Source organism: Saccharothrix sp. (assembly GCF_031180885.1).
Classification (GTDB): Bacteria; Actinomycetota; Actinomycetes; order Mycobacteriales; family Pseudonocardiaceae; genus Actinosynnema.
The window spans coordinates 141,332-159,629 of record NZ_JAPSLK010000014.1 but is presented as its reverse complement, the minus strand read 5'-3'; the positions used below and the strand labels follow the sequence as shown (position 1 = coordinate 159,629).

Sequence of the window (18,298 nt, the reverse complement as noted above, 5' to 3'; positions counted from 1 at the left end):
TCCTCTTAGCCGTAGACGATCCGGCGCAGCTGGCGCTCGGTGAACTTCGGGGCGGCCACGGGCCGGGTGTCCAGCTCCCGGCGCAGGCGGTCCCAGATGGTGGCGTTCTTCAGTCCTTGCGCTTGCAGCTCCGCGTGGCGTCGTTGCACGTATTCGGTGGCGGTTTCGACGAAGTAGCCCATGACGTCGGACACGAGCCGGTGGGCGAGCGACGGCGGTATCCCCGTCGTGCGCACCACGTGCCGCAGCAGGTCCTCCGGCACTTCGTCGTCCACGGCGTCCAGCATGGTCACCAGCCAACCACCCGGCCAAACGGCGTGCCCGATTTCGGGCACGCGCCGCCGGCGAGCGGGTCGGGGCGTGCGGTCCTATCGTCCGCTTGGGAGGTCGCCGTGGTCGAACGGGTGGAGGTCGGGCGGCGGGCGCGCAACGCGATCATCGCCGTGATCATGCTGGGGATGCTGCTGGCGGCGCTGGACCAGACGATCGTGGCCACCGCCCTGCCCACCATCGTCGGCGACCTCGGGGGAGCGGGGCACCTGTCCTGGGTGGTCACCGCGTACCTGCTGGCCGAGACCATCATGACGGCGCTGATCGGCAAGTTCGGCGACCTGTTCGGGCGCAAGCCGGCGTTCCTGGCCAGCGTCGCGCTGTTCATGCTCGGGTCGTTCCTGTGCGGCTGGTCGGACTCGATGACGTGGCTGATCGTGTCGCGGGCGATCCAGGGGCTGGGCGCGGGGAGGGTTGTTGGTGACCTCGTCCGCGGTCATCGCCGATGTCGTGCCGCTGTCCGAGCGGGGGAAGTACCAGGGCCTGATCGGGGCGTTGTTCGGGGTGTCCACTGTGGTGGGTCCGCTGCTCGGTGGGTTGTTCGTGGACCACCTAAGTTGGCGGTGGGCGTTCTACGTCAACCTGCCGTTGGGCGTGCTGGTGCTGGTGGTGGGGGCGTTGGCGCTGCCGGGCGCGCGCTCGGCGGCGAGACCGCGCATCGACTACGGGGCATTCTTCTGATCGCGTTGGCCGCCACCGGTTTGACACTGGTCACCAGTTGGGGCGGGGTGGAGTACGAGTGGGCTTCGCCGACGATCCTGTGGATGACCGCCGGCTCCGTGGTGGCGCTGGTGTTGTTCGTGCTGGTCGAACGGCGTGCCCCGGAACCGATGCTGTCCATGCGGCTGTTCCGCAGCCGGGTGTTCACGGTGTGCAGTGTGCTGAGTTTCGTGGTCGGGTTCGCGATGCTCGGCGGCGTGACGTTCCTGCCGACCTACCTCCAGTACGTGCACGGCGCGTCGGCCACGCAGTCCGGGCTGGAGATGTTGCCGCTGGTCATCGGCATCCTGATCGCGTCGATCACCACGGGCAACGTGATCGGCAAGACCGGTAGATATCGGGTCTTTCCCATAGTGGGCAGTGTTTTCATGGTGTGCGGGATGCTGTTGTTGTCCCTTTTGGACACCGATACGGCGTTCTGGCAGGCGTCGACGTACATGTTGGGGCTGGGGCTGGGTGTGGGCATGTGCATGCCTGTGCCCGTGGTGGTTGTGCAGAGCACCAGCAGTTATGAGGACCTGGGGGTGGCGACTTCGGGTGTGACGTTCTTGCACACCATGGGTAGTTCGTTCGGTGTGGCGGTGTTCGGCACTATTTACGCGAGCCGGCTGCCTGAGCACCTTGCTGCTGCCGTGCCACCGGGTGTCGATCCGCGTGCTGCGACGAACGTGCAGGCGCTGCATGCGCTTCCCGATGCGGTGAAAGCCCCGATCACGGCGGCGTATGCGGACACGCTCCAGGGCGTGTTCCTGGCTGCCGCGCCGGTCGCTGCGGTGGCGTTCCTGGTGGCGTTGTTCCTGCGGGAGGTTCCGCTGCGGGACACGGCTCGTGTGGCGGCGTCCGGGAACAACGGGGTGGGGGAGAGCTTCGCCGTGCCGCAGTCGACGGGGTCGAGCCAGGAGTTGGAGAAGCTGGTCGCGCTGATCGTGAGCAAGGAGGACCGCGATCCGACGCCCCAGGTGCTGGCGCGGGCGGGTCTGCCGCTGAGCCATGCGCAGGCGTGGCTGCTGGTGAAGGTGTTCCGGCAGAGCGTTCAGCACGGGGAGGCGGATCTGGAGCGGTTGGCCCAGGACGCGAAGGTTCCGGCGGGCATCTTCGAGCCGACCGCCCGGCAGCTCATGACCAAGGGGCTGCTGACCGAGGTGGGCGCCCGGTATCGGCTCACGCCGGAGGGCAGCGAGACGTTCACCGGGCTGGTCGGGGCTTGGCGGGCCTGGCTGCACGACAAGCTGGTCGACTGGAGATGTGACGAGCCGGAGTTCACCGAGGCGGTGGACCGGGTGGCCACGGACCTGATCACCACGGGCCGGGCGTTGAGCGAACGGCAGACCGCGGGCGTGTGAGGTCAGGCGGGCAGGCGCAGGCGGAAGGTGCTGCCCTTGCCCACTGTGCTGGTCACCTCCACGGTCCCGCCGTGCGCTTCGACCAGGTACTTCGTGATCGCGAGCCCGAGTCCGCTGCCGCCGGTGGCGCGGCTGCGGGACTTGTCCGCGCGCCAGAACCGGTCGAACACGTGGGGCAGGTCGTCGGGGGCGATGCCGGTGCCGGTGTCGGCCACCTCGATGACTACGTCGGAGCCCTCGCGTTTGCCGGACACGGTGACGGTGCCGCCGGGCGGGGTGTAGCGCAGGGCGTTGGTGACGAGGTTGCGCACGGCCTGGCGCAGGCGTACCGGGTCGGCGGTCAGTTCGAGGCGGCCGGACGTGCGGGCCACCAGCGGGACGCCGTCGGCGTGGTGGGCGGCGACCACCTGTTCGACCACTTCGGCGGCGTCCAGCGGCTCGGGGTGCAGGCGCAGGGCGCCCGCGTCGGCTTGGGCGAGGTCGTGCAGGTCGTCCACCAGGGTCCGCAGCACGTGCGACTCCGACAGCAGGATCGCGAGCAGCTGAGGGTCGATCGTGGCCACGCCGTCCTGGACGGCTTCCAGCCAGCCGGTGACCGTGGCCAGCGGGGTGCGCAGCTCGTGTGCGACGTCGCTGACCAGGGCCTGGCGTTGCCGTTCCGCCTCGGCGAGCCGGTCGGACATGGCGTTGAACGCGCCCGCCAGGTCGCCCACCTCGCCGCGGGCCGGGCCGGTGACGCGGGCGAAGCGGTCACCCGCGCCCATCCGCCGGGCCGCTGCCGTCACCGCGCGGATCGGGCGGACCAGGCGGGACGCGACCAGCCAGCTCGCGAAGCCGGCGAGGGCCAGCACCGCGAAGCCGGTCAGCGCGACGCGGGTCGCGCCGGCGGACGACAGGTCGACTCCCGGGCGTTCGACGCCGGTCGGGGCGGTGAGGAAGAGCAGTGCCGGCGGCGCCACGTGCGGTGCGAGTTGGGCGCGTCGGGCGCCGGACAGGCAGCCCGCCACCTCGGGGGCGGTTCCCGGTGGCGGTGGGCGCAGCCACCAGCGCAGCACGGCGGGCTCGGTCCAGCGCGGGTCGACGCGGGCGTCCGGGCGGACCCGGTTCAGGCAGTCCAGCAGCAGGGACCGCAGTTCCCGGGACGCCGCCTGCTCGGTCTCGGTGGGCGCGGTCAGCACCTTCGCGCTGTGCGCGGGGCAGTCGACGGCGTACTTGGGACCGGGGTCGATCGGTGGGCTGAGCACCGGCCGGCCTCCGGGTTCGAGCACGACGCCGACGCCGGTGCAGTCGGCGATCGCGTCGGCCAGGTGGCGCAGCCGCTCGGCCTCGTCGGGCGTGAGCCGGAACGGACCCACCGCGCGCGGGTCGACGGCGTCGGCGGGCGCGTCCGGCTTGAGCACCTGATCGACGTTGAGCGGGTCCACGATCGCCTTGGGACGCACCGGGAGTGGTGGCGCGTCCGGGCCTCCGGTGTCGACCAGGGGCACGCCGTCACGGGTCGTGAGGGCGATGCGGCGGCCGGAGCCGGCGGCCAGCGCGCGGGCGGTGTCCGCCACGCCGGACCAGTCGCGGTGGTCGGCGGCGTAGCCGAGGAGTTGGTCGTAGAGGGTCGCGTCGGTGGCGAGCGCTTCGCCCTGCTCCTGGCTGATGCTGCCGGTCGTCGCTTGGCTGGCCAGCCAGGCCGTGACAGCGATGCTCAGTGCCGCGATGGCCGTGCACAGGGCGAAGAAGCGGACGAACAGGCTGTGCGCCATCACGCGGCGGCCGGGTCGACGAGCTTGTAGCCGATGCCGTAGACGGTCAGCAGCCTGCGCGGGCGGCGCGGGTCCTGCTCGACCTTGCGGCGCAACTTCATGACGTGCACGTCCACGGTCCGCTCGGTGATGAACCCGTCGATGCCGTAGGACGCCTCGAGCAGTTGGGCGCGGGTGAACACGCGGTACGGGTGCGCGGCGAGCGTGGCCAGCAGGCGGAATTCGGCGGGCGTGCACACCACCGGCTCGCCGGCCAGGGTCACCTCGTGCCGCTCGGCGTCCACGGTCAGGTCGCCGACGGTCAGGGCTTTGGAGGTCGATCTACCGGCGCGGCGCAGGATGGTCCGGACCCGGGCGAGCATCTGCCTGGGGCGCAACGGTTTCACGATGTAGTCGTCGGCGCCCAGGTCGAACCCGAGCAGCACGTCGTCCTCCAGCGAGCGGGCGGTCACCAGCACGATCGGCACGTCGGACTCGGCCCGCAGGACGCGCATCACGTCCATGCCGTCGACCACGGGCATCATCACGTCCAGCAGGAGGAGGTCCGGCCGGCTGCGCCGGGCCACGTCGATCGCCGCGCGGCCGTCGTGCACGACCACCACCGAGTGGCCGTCGTGCTCGAGGTAGCGGCGGACGAGTTCCGCCTGGTTCCGGTTGTCCTCCGCGACGAGGATGTGGGCGCACACGACCGCAGTATGGATCAGCGTCACGGGAAGCAAGCGGGACGACAACAGGTTCTTCACACCTGCCGGCCAGGGTCGGGACCATGTCGACCCGCAGCGCTTGGCGGATAGGGCTCGCCGCGGTCCTGGGTGCGCTGCTCGCCTTGTCGAGCACTCGGATGTCCGCACCGGTTGCCGGCCCTACTGTCGCTTTGGTTTCCACTCCTGTGGTCACCACTACTTCGTTGGTGCCGACTTCGTTGGTGCCCATGACGACGTCGCGGCGCGTTTATGCGTCGAGCGCGGACCTGCCTGATGGGCCTCCGGTGCCGGACTCGGGTGCGGGGGTGTGGCGGGTGGTGCCGGGTACCACGGAGACCGTTGGCGCTGGTTCTCTCCGGACGTACACCGTGGAGGTCGAGGAGGGGCTGGGGGTGGACGGGGAGGCGTTCGGGGTTGTGGTGCAGGAGATCCTGGGGGACCCGCGCGGGTGGATCGGGCGCGGTGACGTGGCGTTCCGGCGGGTGGACTCAGGTGCGCCCGCGATCCGCATCCGGCTGACCGGGCCGACGACCGCGCGGGTGCTGTGCGGGTTCGAGATCCCGGTGGACGTGTCGTGCCGGAACGGCGGGGTGGTGACTCTGAGCGCGGCGCGGTGGGTGCGCGGGGCGGTCGTATATGACGGCGACCTGGTGAACTACCGGCGGTACGTGGTGAACCACGAGGTCGGGCATGCGCTCGGGTTGGGGCACAGCCCTTGTCCGGCGCAGGGTGCCTTGGCGCCGGTGATGTTGCAGCAGACGTTCAGCACGTCGAACGACGAGATCGCGCGGTTGACCGGGGGTGGGGCGCCTCGGGACGGGAAGACTTGTGTGCCGAACCCGTGGCCGTTCCCGGGGTGAGCGCGCGGAATGTGGCCTCCGGCCCCCGATGTCCATTGTCCCACGAGGGACCGACAATTCGGCGGGGCCCGTGCGGCCCGTGCGGCCCGTGCGGCGCGTGCGGCGCGTGCGGCGCGTGCGGCCCGTGCGGCGCGTGCGGCCCGTGCGGCCGAGGTCGCCGTGGCGAGGGTGCTCGCGGCCGTGTTCGGGGTGCTCGTGTTCGTGCTCGCCGGGATGCAGGTGTTCGGCATCGCCCTGTTCATCGCCCCTGTGCGGCGCGTGCGGACGGCCCGTCGGCAGTGGGGTAGCCGGCGGGCCGTCCGGAGTCAGCGCCGGTGGCGGAGCCCCAACAGCAGGAGCACCGCGAAGACCAGCACCAGGTTCTTCAGCACGAACTCACCCGTCGCCGGGCACGAGATCGGCCACCGGGGACCGGCCCACCACCTTCGGCAGGCCGAACCAGACGACCAGCAGGCCGAGCGACAACCGCAGGCCGGTCGGGGCCGTCTGCCGGAGGAACGACTCGAAGCGGTCCCACCGCCGCGGTGGGACCGATCCGACCTCCTCGACCTCGAAGTCCTTGGTCGTGGACATCTCAGTCGCCCAGCGGGTTGAGCAGGTCGGCCTTGCCCTCGAAGGCGAACAGCAGCAGGTCGGTCATCCGGAAGGTGTTCGAGTCCGGGCCGAACACCGGGCGCCACGACGGCTCGCGCACGATCGAGGTGCGGGAACCCTCCATCGCGCGGTGGAAGACCTCCGCGACGATCCGGCCGCCGACCGGGCCCAGCAGTCCGTTGCCGAACTCGGCCTCGCGGAGGGTGTAGAACCACAGAGGGGTGTTCGCCGCCACCGCGGCCTTCTGCTCCTCGGTCAGCGAGTCCAGCGTGACGCCACCGTTGCCGTTCAAAATCTGCTCCGCGGTCAGCGGCGCCACCCCGAACAGCTCGGCGATCTGCTGACCCGTGGCGAGCTTGACCATCAAGGCCCGCGTCAGGTTGCGGAACGCCAGGTTGCGGTGGATCGGCGGGAACTGCGTCCCCCGGCCGTCGAACGTGCCGGCCGGCAACCGGGTCAGCGGGTCGACCAGCAACGTGTCGATCTTCTTGGTCACGTTGCCGCCGGTGCCGGTCGGCGCCAGGTCGGGCCGGCCCGCCTCGGTGAAGTCGTACAGCCTGCGGAAGTCCGCGATCCAGTTGGTGGGCAGCGTGTCCACCCCGGCGACCGTCGGGTCGTCGAGGTCGGTGCCCGGCTGGAAGTTGCCGCTGGTCCCGGTGAAGGTGAACAGCAGCAGCAGCGACGCGACCGGGCCCGGCCCGCCGCTGTTGAACACGCGGTTCCACTCGTACGCGGCCCGGATCTGGCTGTGCCCGAGCCGGTACGCCGCCACCGAGAACTCCAGCGGCATGGTCGGCGGCTGCATGGCGCCGGTGTACCCGCGGCCGGGCGCCTCGAAGAAGCGGCGGCCGTTGGTGAACACGTCGTCCACGATCGCCGGGTCGACGATCCGCGGCAGGTGGTCGTGGCGCAGCATCCACTGGTAGTGCCGCACGACCTGGGCGCGGGCCTGGCGGAACAGCCGCTGCCCGCTCAGGCCGGTCAGCGCCAGCTCGTCCACGACCCGGTTGTGGAACCGGATGAACGCCAGGTGGGTCTGGGCGATCACCAGGTTCTCGTCGTTGCGCTCGTCCGGGATCAGCGGACGGCGCCGCTCCGCGCCGGTCGCCCCGGACCCGGCCCGGGGCAGGTCGAAGCCCTCCAGCTCCACGTTGGTCCGCTCGTCCGGGAACGTGGTGGCGGAGGTCTTGCCCATCTTGAGCTTGACCTGGTCGTCGGCGTAGAACCGGCGGTCGGCGGGGTCGAGGGGACCCCGGCCGTAGACCGAGTCGAGGTCCAGCGCGGGCGAGCGGCCCTGGACCAGGTCGTCCAGGTTGACGTCCCCGCCCAGCTGGGACTCGGTGCGGTCCATGGTCAGGTCGTGGTCGACGAACTGACCCAGGTAGGTGAACCCGGCCGGGATGGCGGGGTTCTCCGAATCGGGCTGCGGGACTTCGGCGGTCATCGCGGTCGCCAAGGCGGTGCGCGTGGCCTCGTCCAGCTGGACCCCCTCCGGCCCCAGTCGCGAGAACCGGAACCGGCGCAGCTCCTCGACCGTGAGGGGCCGCCGGGCAGTGGGCTCCCCAGCTCCACTGAACTCCAGCACGCCCTCGCCGACCACGAAGAAGCTGTCACTCCCGTGATGTTTCATTTATTTGTCTCCCCCGTTCGCCCGGGATCGCCGGGCTCAGGCGCCGCACCCCCTGCACGGTGCCTTCACCAGACAAGTGTCGACCTCCGTTCGGTGGATACGCAGACTTTCTGGATGTGAACGACGGTCGCATTCGGTGACGGTGGGTCGGCCGTTCGAGTGATCACAGGTGTGCGCGGAACCAACCGACGATGAGGTCGATCGTGTCGGCCAGGCCCTCGCGGTACACCTCGTGCCCGACACCGGGGTGCATTTCCAAGCGCACCGGCTTGCCCAGCTCCTTCAGCCGCGCGTACATGCGCTCCGACTCCTCCGGGTTCACGCGGGTGTCGTTCTCGCCGTGCAGCATCAGCACCGGGGCCTGGACGCGTTCGGCGTGCGTGATCGGGCTGCGCTCCACCAGGCTCGCCCGCTGCGCCGGGTCGTCCGGGTCGCCGATCCACTCCTTGGTGCGCCGCCGCCACGTCGGCGGGCAGTCCCGGATGTCGGTCAGCAGGTCGAAGGTCCCGCACTCGCTGACCGCCGCCTTCCACCGCTCCGGCAGGCGCGCGGCGCACGACAGCGCGGCGAAACCGCCGTAGGACGCGCCGTGCACGCCCAACCGGGTCTCGTCCGCCCACTCCACGTCCGCGAGCAGCGCCGCGGCGGCCGCCAGGTCCTCCAGGTCACCGCCGCCCCAGTCGCCGTACACCAGGCGCTGGAAGGTCAGGCCGTACCCGGAGGAGCCGCGGAAGTTGGGCGCCAGCACGCCGATCCCGTTGGCCAGCAACGATTGCACCAGCGGGTCGTAGGTCGGGTGCGCCTGCGACTCGGGACCCCCGTGCACCGTGACGACCACCGGCGCGTTCGTCGCGCCGACCGGCTTGTAGAGCAGGCAAGGGATGCGCAGGCCGTCCCGGCTGACCGCGTGCACGACGGTCGGGGACACCAGGGTCGACGGCAGGTCGCGGCCGAAGTCCGTGATCCGCTCGGCGGTGCCCGCGTCGAGGTCGGCCAGGTACAGCTCGGTGGCCGCGTCCGCGCGGGCCAGCTGCACCAGCAGCCGGCCGTCCGGGGTGAACCGCAGCACGTGGCCGTCGTAGCCGAACTCGCACACCGCGAGCCCGTCCGGAAGTCCTTCCACCGCACGCGGTTCGCCGCTGTCGGACCAGAACAAGCGGGTCCAGCCGTGCTCGTTGACGCCCCACGCCAACCGGGAACCCTGGATCGCGCCGCCCTCCACACTGGACTCGGGAGTGTCGATCCAGGTCAACTCCCCGTTCAGGGAAAGGGAAGCCAGGCCCAGGTGGTCGCGGCCCTGCGTGGTGCACACGACGATCCCGGACGAATCGGGCAGCCACCCCACCGGCACGTACTTGGCCGGACCCGGGAAGTCGGTGATCCGGCGGACCGAGTCGTCGGTCAGGTCCACCACGAACAGCTCGTGGTCGGCGTTCTGGTGGAACTTCAGCACCAGCAGCAGCCGCGAGTCGGGGGAGAAACCCATCGGCAGGTACCGGTCGTCGCCCCGCAGCACGGTCCGCGACCCGTGTTCGTCGCGCACGAACACGTCGAACACCTCGGGGTCACGGGCGTTGTTCGCGTACGCCAACAGCTTCCCGTCGATGCTGTAAGGACTTCCGCCGGATGCGTAAGGCACGCCGACCTCGCAGCGCACGCCCTCGTCGGCGACCAGCCAGTCGATCTCCCCGCCGGCCACGTCCACCTCGGCCAGCCGGTGCGCCTCACCGCCGTCGGGATCTACCAGCACCAACAACTTCGTGCCGGACGGGTGCCACGCGCACCGCCGCGCCGACCCCGGAACCGGCACGTGCCGCCCGTCCACGTACGGCTGCACCTTGCCGCTCGCGTCGCTCAGCCACGCGATCCGCCCGTCCGGCCCGGGTTCCGCGCCGGACACCCACGTGAAGTCGGTCAGGCTCACCGGGCCACCTCCGCGATCGCGTGCTGCACGGTCGCCGCCGCCACGATCCCGCGCCGGAACCAGTCCAGCACCAGGTTCTCGTTGGGCGCGTGGTTGCGCTCGTCCACGTTGGCCAGCGGCACGCCGTAGCACGGCACGTCCAGCTCGTCGGTGAACGCGGCGATCGGCAGGCTCCCGCCCAGCGCCGGCACCAGCAGCGGCTCCTCACCCAGCCCCTCCCGCGCGCCACGCAGGACCGCGTCCGTCCACGGCGTCTCCGGCAGTGTCCGCGACGGCTCCATCGCCGCGCCGGGCACGAACTCTACGTCCGGCGCGTGCCGGTCCAGGTGGGCGCGGATCGCGGCGGTCACGTCCGCCACGCGCTGCCCGCCGACCAGCCGCATGTCGCACTTCGCGACCGCCACGTTCGGGATGACCGTCCGGTGCTCGCCGCCGTCCTCGCAGGTCAGCGAGTTGATGGTGAAGGTCGGTCCGGTCAGCCGCTCGTAGAACCCGAGGTCGGCGGGTGGTTCCATGCCGGTCACCCCGATTTCCGCCAGCACCTGCGGCACGTCCACCGGCAGCGCCGCCAACGCGGCCCGCTCACCCGGGCTCAGCCCGTGCACGGCGTCCGCGAAGCCCTCCACCAGCACCCGCCCGTCCGGCGCTCGCATGGTGCCCAGCGCGTGCACCAGCCGCCACGCCGGGTTCGGCGCGACCCCGCCCCAGTTGCCCGAGTGCAGCACGCCCGACGCGCCCCGCGCCCGCAGCTCGAACGCCAGCACCCCGCGCACCCCGAGCACGACCGCTGCCCGGCCCGACTCGTGCACCGGCCCGTCGCTCCACACGACCAGATCGGGTTTTTCCAGCTGACGCAACGCTTTCGCCAGGTTCGGGCTGCCGATCTCCTCCTCGCCGTCGAGCAGCACGGTGATCCGGCACGGCAACCCGCCGAGGTCCCGCAGCGCCCGCAACCCGAGCAGTTGAGCCAGGTGCTGGCCCTTGTTGTCGCCCGTGCCGCGCCCGTACACGCGGCCGTCCCGGACGTCCGGCTGGAACGGCGGGGTGACCCACTCGTGCAGCGGTCCGGCGGGTTGGACGTCGTAGTGGCCGTAGACCAGGACGTGCGGCGCGCCCGGTGGCCCCGGCGCGGTGCCGACCAGCGCCGGCCACCCGCCAGTCTCCACCACCTCGGCCGCCAACCCGCTGCGGCGCAACAGGTCCACGCCGTGCGCCACCGCGCCGGCCATGCCCTCGCCGGTCCGGCTCACGCTGGGCTGCGCCACCCACGCGGCCAGTTCCGCCACCAGGTCCGGCTCCCGCTCACCCACCCACGCCCCGACCCGCCGCGCCAACTCCATGCCACCCCTCCGATTTCATGAAGTGCAATCGATGGCAGTGAACCAAATCACTGGCGCGCGCGGCAAGGTCCGCTCGGCTAACCTTCGACGCGTGCCCGCCGACCAACCCGCGCGAACCGCGTCCGTCGAGGAGCTGAAAGCGCTGGCGCACCCGCTGCGGTGGCGCATCCTCCGGCTCTGCTTCGACCGCGCTTGGACCAACCAGGAGCTGGCCGAACGCCTCGAAGTCGCGCCCGCGACCGTGCTGCGGCACGTCCGCGCCCTGGTCGGCACCGGCTTCCTGGTCGCCGAACCGGTGCGCACGGGCGCGAAAGGCGCGCTGGAACGCCCCTACCGCGCGACCGGTCGCACCTGGCGGCTGGGTCTGGTGGACGACGGCGAAGGTCTGGTGCAGCAGGTCGACCTGGCCATGCTGGGCGCGCACCGCGCGGAGATCATCGAAGCCGGTCCGGACGCCAACCGGGACGTGCGGCGCGGCATCCTGCGGCTGGGCCCGGAGTCCCGGGCGGAGCTGACCGCCCGGATGGTCGAGCTGATCACCGAGTTCGTCGAGCGCGACGAGCCCGACGGCGAACCGTTGAGCTACCTCTGGTCGCTGGTGGCCCGGCCGGACCGGTAGCGCAGGCCGTCCATCACCAGGTCCAGCATCCGGGCCGCCTGCTCGCGGTCGGACAGCTCGACCGCGGCCAGGGCGACCCCGCCGAGCGTGCCGAGGACGTCCATCGGCCGCACGTGCTCACCCAGGTCGCCGGACGCGTCGAGCAGCGTGGCCACCGCGTCCAGCAGCAGCCGCCTGCTCTCGGAGAACGGGTCGGCGCCCGAGGCGATGACGGCCTTGAGCGCGTCACCCATGCCCTGCTTGGTGCCCATGTAGTCCACGAACCGGTCCATCCACGCCCGCATCGCCTGCTCGGGCGGCAGTTCGGCGAGCAGCGCCGGCACCGCATCGCACAGCTTCGCCAACTCGCTGCGGTAGACGGCCTCGACCAGCGCTTCCCGGGTGGGGAAGTGCCGGTAGAGCGTGCCGATGCCGACCCCGGCCCGCTTGGCGACGGTCTCCAGCGCCACCTCGCCGTCGGCGGAGAACGCCTCCAGCGCGACCGCGATCAGCTTGTCGCGGTTGCGCTGCGCGTCGGCGCGCAGCGGGCGTGGGGCGGCCACGGCGGCTCCTCGGTGTGGTGCAGGGCACAATGTTAACCGGAGGATCCTCCGGTTATTGTCGGATTAGCGGAGGCTCCTCCGCTTCAAGCCTACCGGGAGACACCATGTCCGACCGCATCACCACTCCGTTCACCTTCGACTCCACCGCCGCCGAGGTGCTCGCGGGCGTCGACCTGACCGGGAAGCGGGCCGTCGTCACCGGCGGCGCGTCCGGCATCGGCGTCGAGACCGCCCGCGTCCTGGCCGTCGCGGGCGCCGACGTGACCATCGCCGTGCGCAACGTCGAGGCCGGCCGGCGCGCCGCCGCCGAGATCGGGGCGGCCACCGGCCGACCGGTCCACGTCGCCCCGCTCGACCTCGCCGACCAGGCCTCCGCCGCCGCGTTCGCGGCCAACTGGGACGGCCCGCTGCACGTCCTCGTCGACAACGCCGGCGTGATGGCCTCACCCGAGACCCGCACGCCGGAGGGGTGGGAACTGCAGTTCGCCACCAACCACCTCGGCCACTTCACGCTCACCACCGGCCTGCACCGGGCGCTGGCCGCCGAGGGCGCGCGGGTCGTCGTGGTCAGCTCCGGCGCCCACCTGATGTCCCCGGTGGTGTTCGAGGACATCCACTTCCACGACCGCCCCTACGCGCCGTGGCCCGCCTACGGCCAGTCCAAGACCGCGAACATCCTCTTCGCCGTCGAGGCCGCGCGGCGGTGGGCGGCCGACGGGATCGCCGTCAACGCCCTGCACCCCGGCAGCATCCAGACCAACCTCCAGCGGCACGTCGACCCCGACGAACTGGCGCGGATGGTGGCGGCCGTGCCGGGTCACCGGTTCAAGACCGTCGAACAGGGCGCGGCCACGTCGGCGCTGCTCGCCGGCTCGCCGCTGGTGGAGGGCGTGACCGGGCGGTACTTCGAGGACTGCGCCGAGGCCGTGCCCAACGTGGGCGGCCTGCGCGGTGGCGTGGCGGACTACGCGCTGGACCCCGAGGCGGCATCCCGGCTGTGGAAGGTCTCGGAGGAGACCGTCTGACGCCACCCGTTGGCTGCATTGCCGCAGGGTCGCGGCGGTCGTTGAATCGGCTACGGCCGTGCCGCCGAAGCATGGCCAGCCGACGAGCAGGAGAGCACGCGATGACCGATCTGACGCTCGACCCCGCCAAGACCGCCGTGGTGCTGATCGAGTACCAGAACGACTTCACCAGCCAGGGCGGTGTCCTGCACGACGCCGTCAGCCCGGTCATGGAGGGCACGGGCATGCTGCCCAAGACGGTCGCCCTGGTCGAGGCGGCCCGGGCGGCGGGCGCCACCGTGATGCACGCGCCCATCACGTTCGCCGAGGGCTACCACGAGATCTCCCGCCACCCCTACGGCATCCTCAAGGGCGTCGTGGACGGCAAGGCGTTCGTGAAGGGCACGTGGGGCGCGGCGATCGTGGACGACCTCGCGCCCCAGCAGGGCGACATCGTCGTCGAGGGCAAACGCGGGCTGGACACGTTCGCCAGCACCAACCTCGATTTCATCCTGCGCAGCAAGGGCATCGACACGATCGTCCTTGGTGGTTTCCTCACCAACTGCTGCGTCGAATCGACGATGCGCACCGGGTACGAGAACGGGTACAAGGTCATCACGGTCACCGATTGCGTGGCCGCGACCTCGCAGGAAGAGCACGAGAACGCGATCAAGTTCGACTACCCGATGTTCTCGGTGACCGCGACCGCGGAAGAGGTCACCGCGGCCCTGCGGTGAAGTCCGAACCCTAAGCTTCCCTCAAATCCTTCGACGGGTGTGACCCGGGTCCCTAGCCTTGCTGCATGAGGCTGCTGCTTTGGACCGTCCTGGTCTGCGCATGCGCAGTCCACGGGGCGGAAACGCTGGTACTGGTGTCGGGCGCGCTGCTCGCCGGCTGCGCGGCCGACCACTCCTTCGTGCGGCGCAAGCGGGTGCGCGGGTCGTTGGCCCGCGTCGCCCGCTAGCCGCCGTCCACACCGGACTCGTCCGCGCGCTGCCCTGCCCTCGCCCGATCGGGGACAAAAATAGGGCCGGGGAGCCCCGTGGACGGACTCCCCGGCCTCCGCACGCGTCAAGCGGGACTGGGGGACCTCGCCTGACGCGAAGACCTGCGTGCCGTTGATCGGGAGAAGGCGCGAAGGCGTTCACGTGGAAACTTCGCGAAAACAGTCCCACTAATGCTCTTGCCCCCGTCCCCCGGAGTGACCGCGCGCTGTCCCGGTCGGCGGTCCGGAGAGGACCGTATTCGGCGCGGCACCAAATCCGGAAGCGGCTGAACGGGTGAATTGTGCGCCGCTGTGCGCACTCGGTCAGGCCGTCGTTCTGTATTGGGTACGTATCCGCGCGGCCGTTGGCTCAATTGTGGAAAGTGATTCGCGGGGCAAGAATATTCCAAGTGGCCCAAGATGCCCGTGCGTCCCAGGGCTGCTCCCGCTCCGGGACTCCGGTCGGGTGCGGGCCGCGCGGGCGGGCGAGGTTCACCCGAACGCCGCCCGAGTCCGCCCGGTTGGACGTGTTGGGACGCCGTAGGGGTGACACCGGACCCCGCGGCCGGCATCGCCGCGTGGGTCCGGTGACCCGAAGCCCTCGGTCGGCGCGCCCCGGCCCACGAGCCGCGCCGCGCGGCGGATCACCGCCGATTCCGGGTGAATTCGCCCGGCCGGAAGCGCCTATTCCGCACGTCGGCGGCGACCCGGGCCGGGGGTTTTCCGCGGTGCGCGGAAAACCGCATTTCAGGTGCGGACCAGCACGGCCACGAGTTGTTCCAGCGCGCCGAGGTGGCCTGCCCGGATGCGCGCGTACTCGGCGTCCGTCGCCCCGGTCGTCGCCGTGGTGATGGTGATGTCCAGCGGCTCGGGCAGTTCGGGCAGGGTGATCAGGGTCCGGCCGCGGCCGTGGGCGACCTTGGCGTAGTGCCCGGCCACCGTGCGCTGCTCGTGCGGCGGGTACGCGGCCTTCAGGTCGTCGAACGCGCTGCCGCCGTCCGGGCCGCGGTCGGCGAACACCGCGATCTCCACGGATTCCACGTGCGGTGTGCCGCGCCCGGACGGCGGGAACGCCCACTTGCCGTACGCGCGCAGCGGGCGGGTGTCGGTCGGTTCGGCGGTGCAGCGCGCCTCGGCCACGGCCAGGCCCTCGGCGCGCATCCACGCCACCACGTCGTCGGGTGCGTCGCAGAGGCTGACGCGCAGCGGCTCGGTCGTGCGCGTGGTCGACGGGGCGGGACTGGCCGGGGCGGGCTGCTGCGCGCAGCCGGTCAGGGACAGCACGGCGACGAGGGCGGCGGTGCCACGTGATCTCACCATGTCCGTCTACATCGCCGGACGGGCGCCGGACGTTCCACTGAATGGATCACGTCCGGCGCCGCCGAGCGGTTCACCTGGTGCGGAACAGCTTCACCTTCATCGACGTGCCCGATTGCGTCAACACGCGTAGACCCACGCCGACCGCGGGCAGCTTCACGCCGGTCGTGGGCGTTTCCGGGTACCAGAACTGCTTGGTGTCGTCGAACACCGGCCGCGCCGGCTGACCGCGCACATAGGACGGCTTGCCGTTGATGTGCAGCGTGAACGAGTCCGACTTCTGCAACCCGAACGGCGCGTCGTAGCCGCCCACGGTCGGCGACCACGGCCGGCCTTCGAGGTGGTGGATCGGCGCGGGGTTGGCGTCGATCGGCAGGATCAGGCCCTCACCGGGGTGCTCGCTGGTGTTGTTGTCCAGGAAGCTGGTGTCCCACAGCGACACCAGCAGGCCGTCCTGGTAGGGGAAGTGCTCCACCCAGTCCGGCTTGTCCGGGAAGCTGTAGCGGTATGGCCCGGTCCGGTTGTACGCGCCGTAGGACTCGTAGGTCCGGTGCGAGGCGATGTAGAACTGGTCGAACGCCTTGGTCTCGGTGCCCGCCGTGGCGCGGAAGCCCTTGAGCGCCCAGCCGGAACCGGTTTCGGCACCGTCCTCCAGCAGCGGCGCGCCGTCCGCGGTGACCGTGATCGCGTCGGCGAAGAACCCTTGCAGCGCAAGACCTCCGTCGGTGCGGTAGGCGAAGCGCAGCTTGGTGTTCTGTCCCGCGTAGGCGCTCAGCGGGACGCGGACTTCCACCCAACGGCCACCGGAGGTGCCGCTGATGGCGGGCGCGTTGCCGGAGTCGCGGACGAACGGCCGGCCGTCCACGGTGCCGTCGAGCTGGGCCCAGCTCCCGTCGGCGTTGGCGGCCTCGACGTAGAGGTAGTCGAAGTCCTCCTCGATGTCGAAGCGGGCCTTGAGGGTCAGCTCCGCGGTGGTCTTCCCGGTCAGGTCCAGCGGTCGGGTCATCGAGTGGTCGAGGTCGTTGCCCTTGTCGCTCCACCACATCTTCGAGCCGGCGAACGGGTCGCCGTAGTCGAACGTCTTGGACACGTCCGGCAGCACGACCACCAGGCCCTGGGCCTTGTCCGTGTTGTACTCGTGCGGGCCGAGGTCGAACACCCGCTCCTGGCCGGCGACGGCGACCTCGTAGTCCAGCCAGCCGAGCTGGAGCTTGTCCCACGCGGACAGTTCGTTGGCGCGGGTGCCGGGCGGCTCGTTGCCGACGCCGACGCGGGTCTGGCCCATCAGCGACCACCAGTTGACGCCGTTGGTGCCGCCGCCGCTGGTGTCGTAGTGGTCGGGCAGGCCCAGGTCGTGGCCGTACTCGTGGGCGAACACGCTCACGCCGCCGTTCTCCGGCTGCATCGTGTAGTCGCCGACCCACAGGCCCGTGTCGCCGATGGGCGCGCCGCCGAGCTTGTTGCGGCCCGGACCGGAGTTGTAGTTCTTGAACGCGTAGCCGCGGTGGCTCCAGATCGCGTCCTCGCCCTGCCACGGGTCGCCGTCGGCCTGGTCGCCGCCCGCGTGCACGACCTGGAAGTGGTCGAGGTAGCCGTCGGGCTCGGAGAACTCGCCGTCGGCGTCGAAGTCGTAGCGGTCCCAGGTGTCGTACTCGGCGAGCTGCGCGCGGATGTCGTCGGTGGTGCGGCCCGCGGCCTTCTGGTCGTCGAACCACTGGGCGACGGCGTCGCGGACCAGGTCGTAGGAGTTGTTGCAGACGTTGCCGCCGCACGGGTAGCCGTTGGACCGGCCGTAGCGGGCCTCGTTGTAGCGGACCTTGACCCAGTCGGTGACCGTGCCCTCGACGGTGTAGCGGCCGGAGGACTGCTTGTCGAAGTAGTTGGCGACGGAGTTCGCGCCGGGCTCGGTGGCGAAGTACAGGTCCTCGAAGTAGCCGCGGCTGAAGTCCGGGTGCCAGATGGTGGTGTTGTCCACCGTGCGGTCGGGCTCGGGGATCGCGTTGTGCAGCGGGCCGTCGAACCGCTTCGGGCCGGGCGTGGCGGGCGCGGTGTCCTGGTCGGGGTACTGCGGGTGCCGCTCGTCGCCGAACTCGGCGAGCACGACGAAGATCTTGTCCGTCTTCTGCCGCTCCAGCTCGACGTACTGGTCGACCTTGCCGTTCTTGCCGCCCAGCCGGACGACCTTGCTGCCGTCGCGCTGCTCGGCGGTGGTCTCGCCGGTCAGCACCTTGGCCAGCGCTTCCTGCCGCAACGCGCGCCGCTTGTCCTCCAACGGGTGCGGCAGCTCGTCGGTGGCCTGCGGCGGCTGTTCGGTGACGGCTCTTGGCGCGGCCTGGGCAGCGATCGGCGTCAGACCGGCGGTCAGCAGGGCCAGCGTGGCGGCGCCGGCTAAGAGTCTTCGCACGAAGTCCTCCTCACTCGGGGGTTTGCGTGCGGTGACGTTGCCGCAGTCGGCGGGGCGGACGGCACGTCCGGAAGTCGGGAGTCGACCCGTCCTGACGGAGGGTGATCAAGTGGGGTCAGGCTGCTACACTCCGTTCTCGTGTGGGTCATTTTCGGTTCTTCCGACGATGCGGTGCGCCGTGTCGTGGCCGAGTGTCGGGCGTCGGTGAATTTCTGAACACCGATTCTC

Annotated in this window: 18 protein-coding genes and 1 pseudogene; 8 read left to right on the top strand and 11 right to left on the bottom strand. The window is 71.0% G+C overall.

Features of this window, described 5'->3' with window-relative positions:
* Nucleotides 1-5 precede the first annotated feature (5 nt).
* A complete protein-coding gene (locus tag RIN75_RS19205; RefSeq protein WP_375295980.1) occupies nt 6-287 on the bottom strand; it encodes a hypothetical protein in 282 nt (93 codons plus the stop codon).
* A 2-nt stretch (nt 288-289) separates the two neighbouring features.
* Nucleotides 290-496: a hypothetical protein gene (locus RIN75_RS19200; RefSeq protein ID WP_309113349.1), complete on the bottom strand. Its 207-nt coding sequence runs from the start codon at nt 494-496 to the stop codon at nt 290-292.
* Between RIN75_RS19200 and RIN75_RS19195 the strand changes: the two are divergent.
* From RIN75_RS19195 to RIN75_RS19185, 3 genes and pseudogenes are all read left to right on the top strand, one after another.
* Nucleotides 450-728 (top strand): annotated as a pseudogene (locus tag RIN75_RS19195) (MFS transporter); the annotation flags it as partial. The gene RIN75_RS19200 and the pseudogene RIN75_RS19195 overlap by 47 nt on opposite strands.
* A 22-nt stretch (nt 729-750) precedes the next feature.
* On the top strand, nt 751-1,011 hold the full coding sequence (locus tag RIN75_RS19190; protein ID WP_309113347.1) for an MFS transporter: 261 nt from the start codon (nt 751-753) through the stop codon (nt 1,009-1,011).
* Complete coding sequence (locus tag RIN75_RS19185; RefSeq protein WP_309113346.1) at nt 894-2,393, top strand: MFS transporter; 1,500 nt, start codon at nt 894-896, stop codon at nt 2,391-2,393. Before RIN75_RS19190 ends, RIN75_RS19185 begins: the two co-directional genes overlap by 118 nt.
* Nucleotides 2,394-2,395: 2 nt before the next feature.
* On the opposite strand, the gene RIN75_RS19180 is transcribed toward RIN75_RS19185, so the two are convergent.
* Both RIN75_RS19180 and RIN75_RS19175 read right to left on the bottom strand, forming a co-directional pair.
* A complete protein-coding gene (locus RIN75_RS19180) occupies nt 2,396-4,147 on the bottom strand; it encodes an ATP-binding protein (RefSeq protein WP_309113345.1) in 1,752 nt (583 codons plus the stop codon).
* Nucleotides 4,147-4,833 carry a response regulator transcription factor gene (locus RIN75_RS19175; protein ID WP_309113344.1) on the bottom strand — a complete coding sequence of 229 codons (687 nt, stop codon included), beginning with the start codon at nt 4,831-4,833 and terminating at the stop codon, nt 4,147-4,149. The genes RIN75_RS19180 and RIN75_RS19175 overlap by 1 nt, the downstream gene beginning before the upstream one ends.
* A gap of 245 nt (nt 4,834-5,078) precedes the next feature.
* On the opposite strand from RIN75_RS19175, the gene RIN75_RS19170 reads away from it, so the two are divergent.
* Nucleotides 5,079-5,711: a DUF3152 domain-containing protein gene (locus tag RIN75_RS19170; RefSeq protein WP_309113327.1), complete on the top strand. Its 633-nt coding sequence runs from the start codon at nt 5,079-5,081 to the stop codon at nt 5,709-5,711.
* 375 nt (nt 5,712-6,086) lie between these two features.
* Here RIN75_RS19170 and RIN75_RS19165 read toward each other — a convergent pair whose 3' ends face one another.
* The 4 genes from RIN75_RS19165 to RIN75_RS19150 all read right to left on the bottom strand — a co-directional run bounded on the left by RIN75_RS19165 (nt 6,087) and on the right by RIN75_RS19150 (nt 11,199).
* Entirely contained in the window at nt 6,087-6,284 is a 198-nt protein-coding gene (locus tag RIN75_RS19165; protein WP_309113326.1) for a hypothetical protein, read from the bottom strand.
* A 1-nt stretch (nt 6,285) separates the two neighbouring features.
* Complete coding sequence (locus RIN75_RS19160; RefSeq protein WP_309113325.1) at nt 6,286-7,935, bottom strand: heme peroxidase family protein; 1,650 nt, start codon at nt 7,933-7,935, stop codon at nt 6,286-6,288.
* Between the two features lie 163 nt (nt 7,936-8,098).
* Nucleotides 8,099-9,859 (bottom strand): alpha/beta fold hydrolase, encoded by a 1,761-nt coding sequence (locus tag RIN75_RS19155; protein ID WP_309113324.1) that lies wholly within the window; start codon nt 9,857-9,859, stop codon nt 8,099-8,101.
* Nucleotides 9,856-11,199: a M20/M25/M40 family metallo-hydrolase gene (locus RIN75_RS19150; protein WP_309113323.1), complete on the bottom strand. Its 1,344-nt coding sequence runs from the start codon at nt 11,197-11,199 to the stop codon at nt 9,856-9,858. Before RIN75_RS19150 ends, RIN75_RS19155 begins: the two co-directional genes overlap by 4 nt.
* A 91-nt stretch (nt 11,200-11,290) precedes the next feature.
* Here RIN75_RS19150 and RIN75_RS19145 point away from each other — a divergent pair, with 91 nt between their 5' ends.
* Nucleotides 11,291-11,818 carry a winged helix-turn-helix domain-containing protein gene (locus RIN75_RS19145; protein WP_309113322.1) on the top strand — a complete coding sequence of 176 codons (528 nt, stop codon included), beginning with the start codon at nt 11,291-11,293 and terminating at the stop codon, nt 11,816-11,818.
* Here RIN75_RS19145 and RIN75_RS19140 read toward each other — a convergent pair.
* The gene (locus RIN75_RS19140) at nt 11,782-12,360 is read right to left on the bottom strand and encodes a helix-turn-helix domain-containing protein (protein ID WP_309113321.1); all 579 of its coding nucleotides are present in this window, start codon (nt 12,358-12,360) and stop codon (nt 11,782-11,784) included. The two genes, RIN75_RS19145 and RIN75_RS19140, sit on opposite strands and share 37 nt — an antisense overlap.
* A 104-nt stretch (nt 12,361-12,464) precedes the next feature.
* On the opposite strand from RIN75_RS19140, the gene RIN75_RS19135 reads away from it, so the two are divergent.
* The 3 genes from RIN75_RS19135 to RIN75_RS19125 all read left to right on the top strand — a co-directional run bounded on the left by RIN75_RS19135 (nt 12,465) and on the right by RIN75_RS19125 (nt 14,328).
* Nucleotides 12,465-13,385, top strand: a complete 921-nt coding sequence (locus RIN75_RS19135) for an SDR family NAD(P)-dependent oxidoreductase (RefSeq protein WP_309113320.1) — start codon at nt 12,465-12,467, stop codon at nt 13,383-13,385.
* A gap of 101 nt (nt 13,386-13,486) precedes the next feature.
* Entirely contained in the window at nt 13,487-14,101 is a 615-nt protein-coding gene (locus RIN75_RS19130) for a cysteine hydrolase (RefSeq protein WP_309113319.1), read from the top strand.
* 65 nt (nt 14,102-14,166) lie between these two features.
* The gene (locus tag RIN75_RS19125; protein ID WP_309113318.1) at nt 14,167-14,328 is read left to right on the top strand and encodes a hypothetical protein; all 162 of its coding nucleotides are present in this window, start codon (nt 14,167-14,169) and stop codon (nt 14,326-14,328) included.
* Nucleotides 14,329-15,096: 768 nt separating this feature from the next.
* On the opposite strand, the gene RIN75_RS19120 is transcribed toward RIN75_RS19125, so the two are convergent.
* Nucleotides 15,097-15,669 carry a hypothetical protein gene (locus tag RIN75_RS19120; RefSeq protein ID WP_309113317.1) on the bottom strand — a complete coding sequence of 191 codons (573 nt, stop codon included), beginning with the start codon at nt 15,667-15,669 and terminating at the stop codon, nt 15,097-15,099.
* 70 nt (nt 15,670-15,739) lie between these two features.
* Nucleotides 15,740-18,070, bottom strand: a complete 2,331-nt coding sequence (locus RIN75_RS19115) for an immune inhibitor A domain-containing protein (protein WP_309113316.1) — start codon at nt 18,068-18,070, stop codon at nt 15,740-15,742.
* Nucleotides 18,071-18,298 lie beyond the last annotated feature (228 nt).

Excerpts from the sequence above, each read along its gene's own strand:
- RIN75_RS19170 (WP_309113327.1), top strand. The coding sequence starts at position 5,079 with ATGACGACGTCGCGGCGCGTTTATGCGTCGAGCGCGGACCTGCCTGAT.
- RIN75_RS19180 (WP_309113345.1), bottom strand. The coding sequence starts at position 4,147 with ATGGCGCACAGCCTGTTCGTCCGCTTCTTCGCCCTGTGCACGGCCATC.
- RIN75_RS19150 (WP_309113323.1), bottom strand. The coding sequence starts at position 11,199 with ATGGAGTTGGCGCGGCGGGTCGGGGCGTGGGTGGGTGAGCGGGAGCCG.
- RIN75_RS19120 (WP_309113317.1), bottom strand. The coding sequence starts at position 15,669 with ATGGTGAGATCACGTGGCACCGCCGCCCTCGTCGCCGTGCTGTCCCTG.
- RIN75_RS19205 (WP_375295980.1), bottom strand. The coding sequence starts at position 287 with ATGCTGGACGCCGTGGACGACGAAGTGCCGGAGGACCTGCTGCGGCAC.
- RIN75_RS19165 (WP_309113326.1), bottom strand. The coding sequence starts at position 6,284 with ATGTCCACGACCAAGGACTTCGAGGTCGAGGAGGTCGGATCGGTCCCA.
- RIN75_RS19135 (WP_309113320.1), top strand. The coding sequence starts at position 12,465 with ATGTCCGACCGCATCACCACTCCGTTCACCTTCGACTCCACCGCCGCC.
- RIN75_RS19130 (WP_309113319.1), top strand. The coding sequence starts at position 13,487 with ATGACCGATCTGACGCTCGACCCCGCCAAGACCGCCGTGGTGCTGATC.
- RIN75_RS19160 (WP_309113325.1), bottom strand. The coding sequence starts at position 7,935 with ATGAAACATCACGGGAGTGACAGCTTCTTCGTGGTCGGCGAGGGCGTG.
- RIN75_RS19125 (WP_309113318.1), top strand. The coding sequence starts at position 14,167 with ATGAGGCTGCTGCTTTGGACCGTCCTGGTCTGCGCATGCGCAGTCCAC.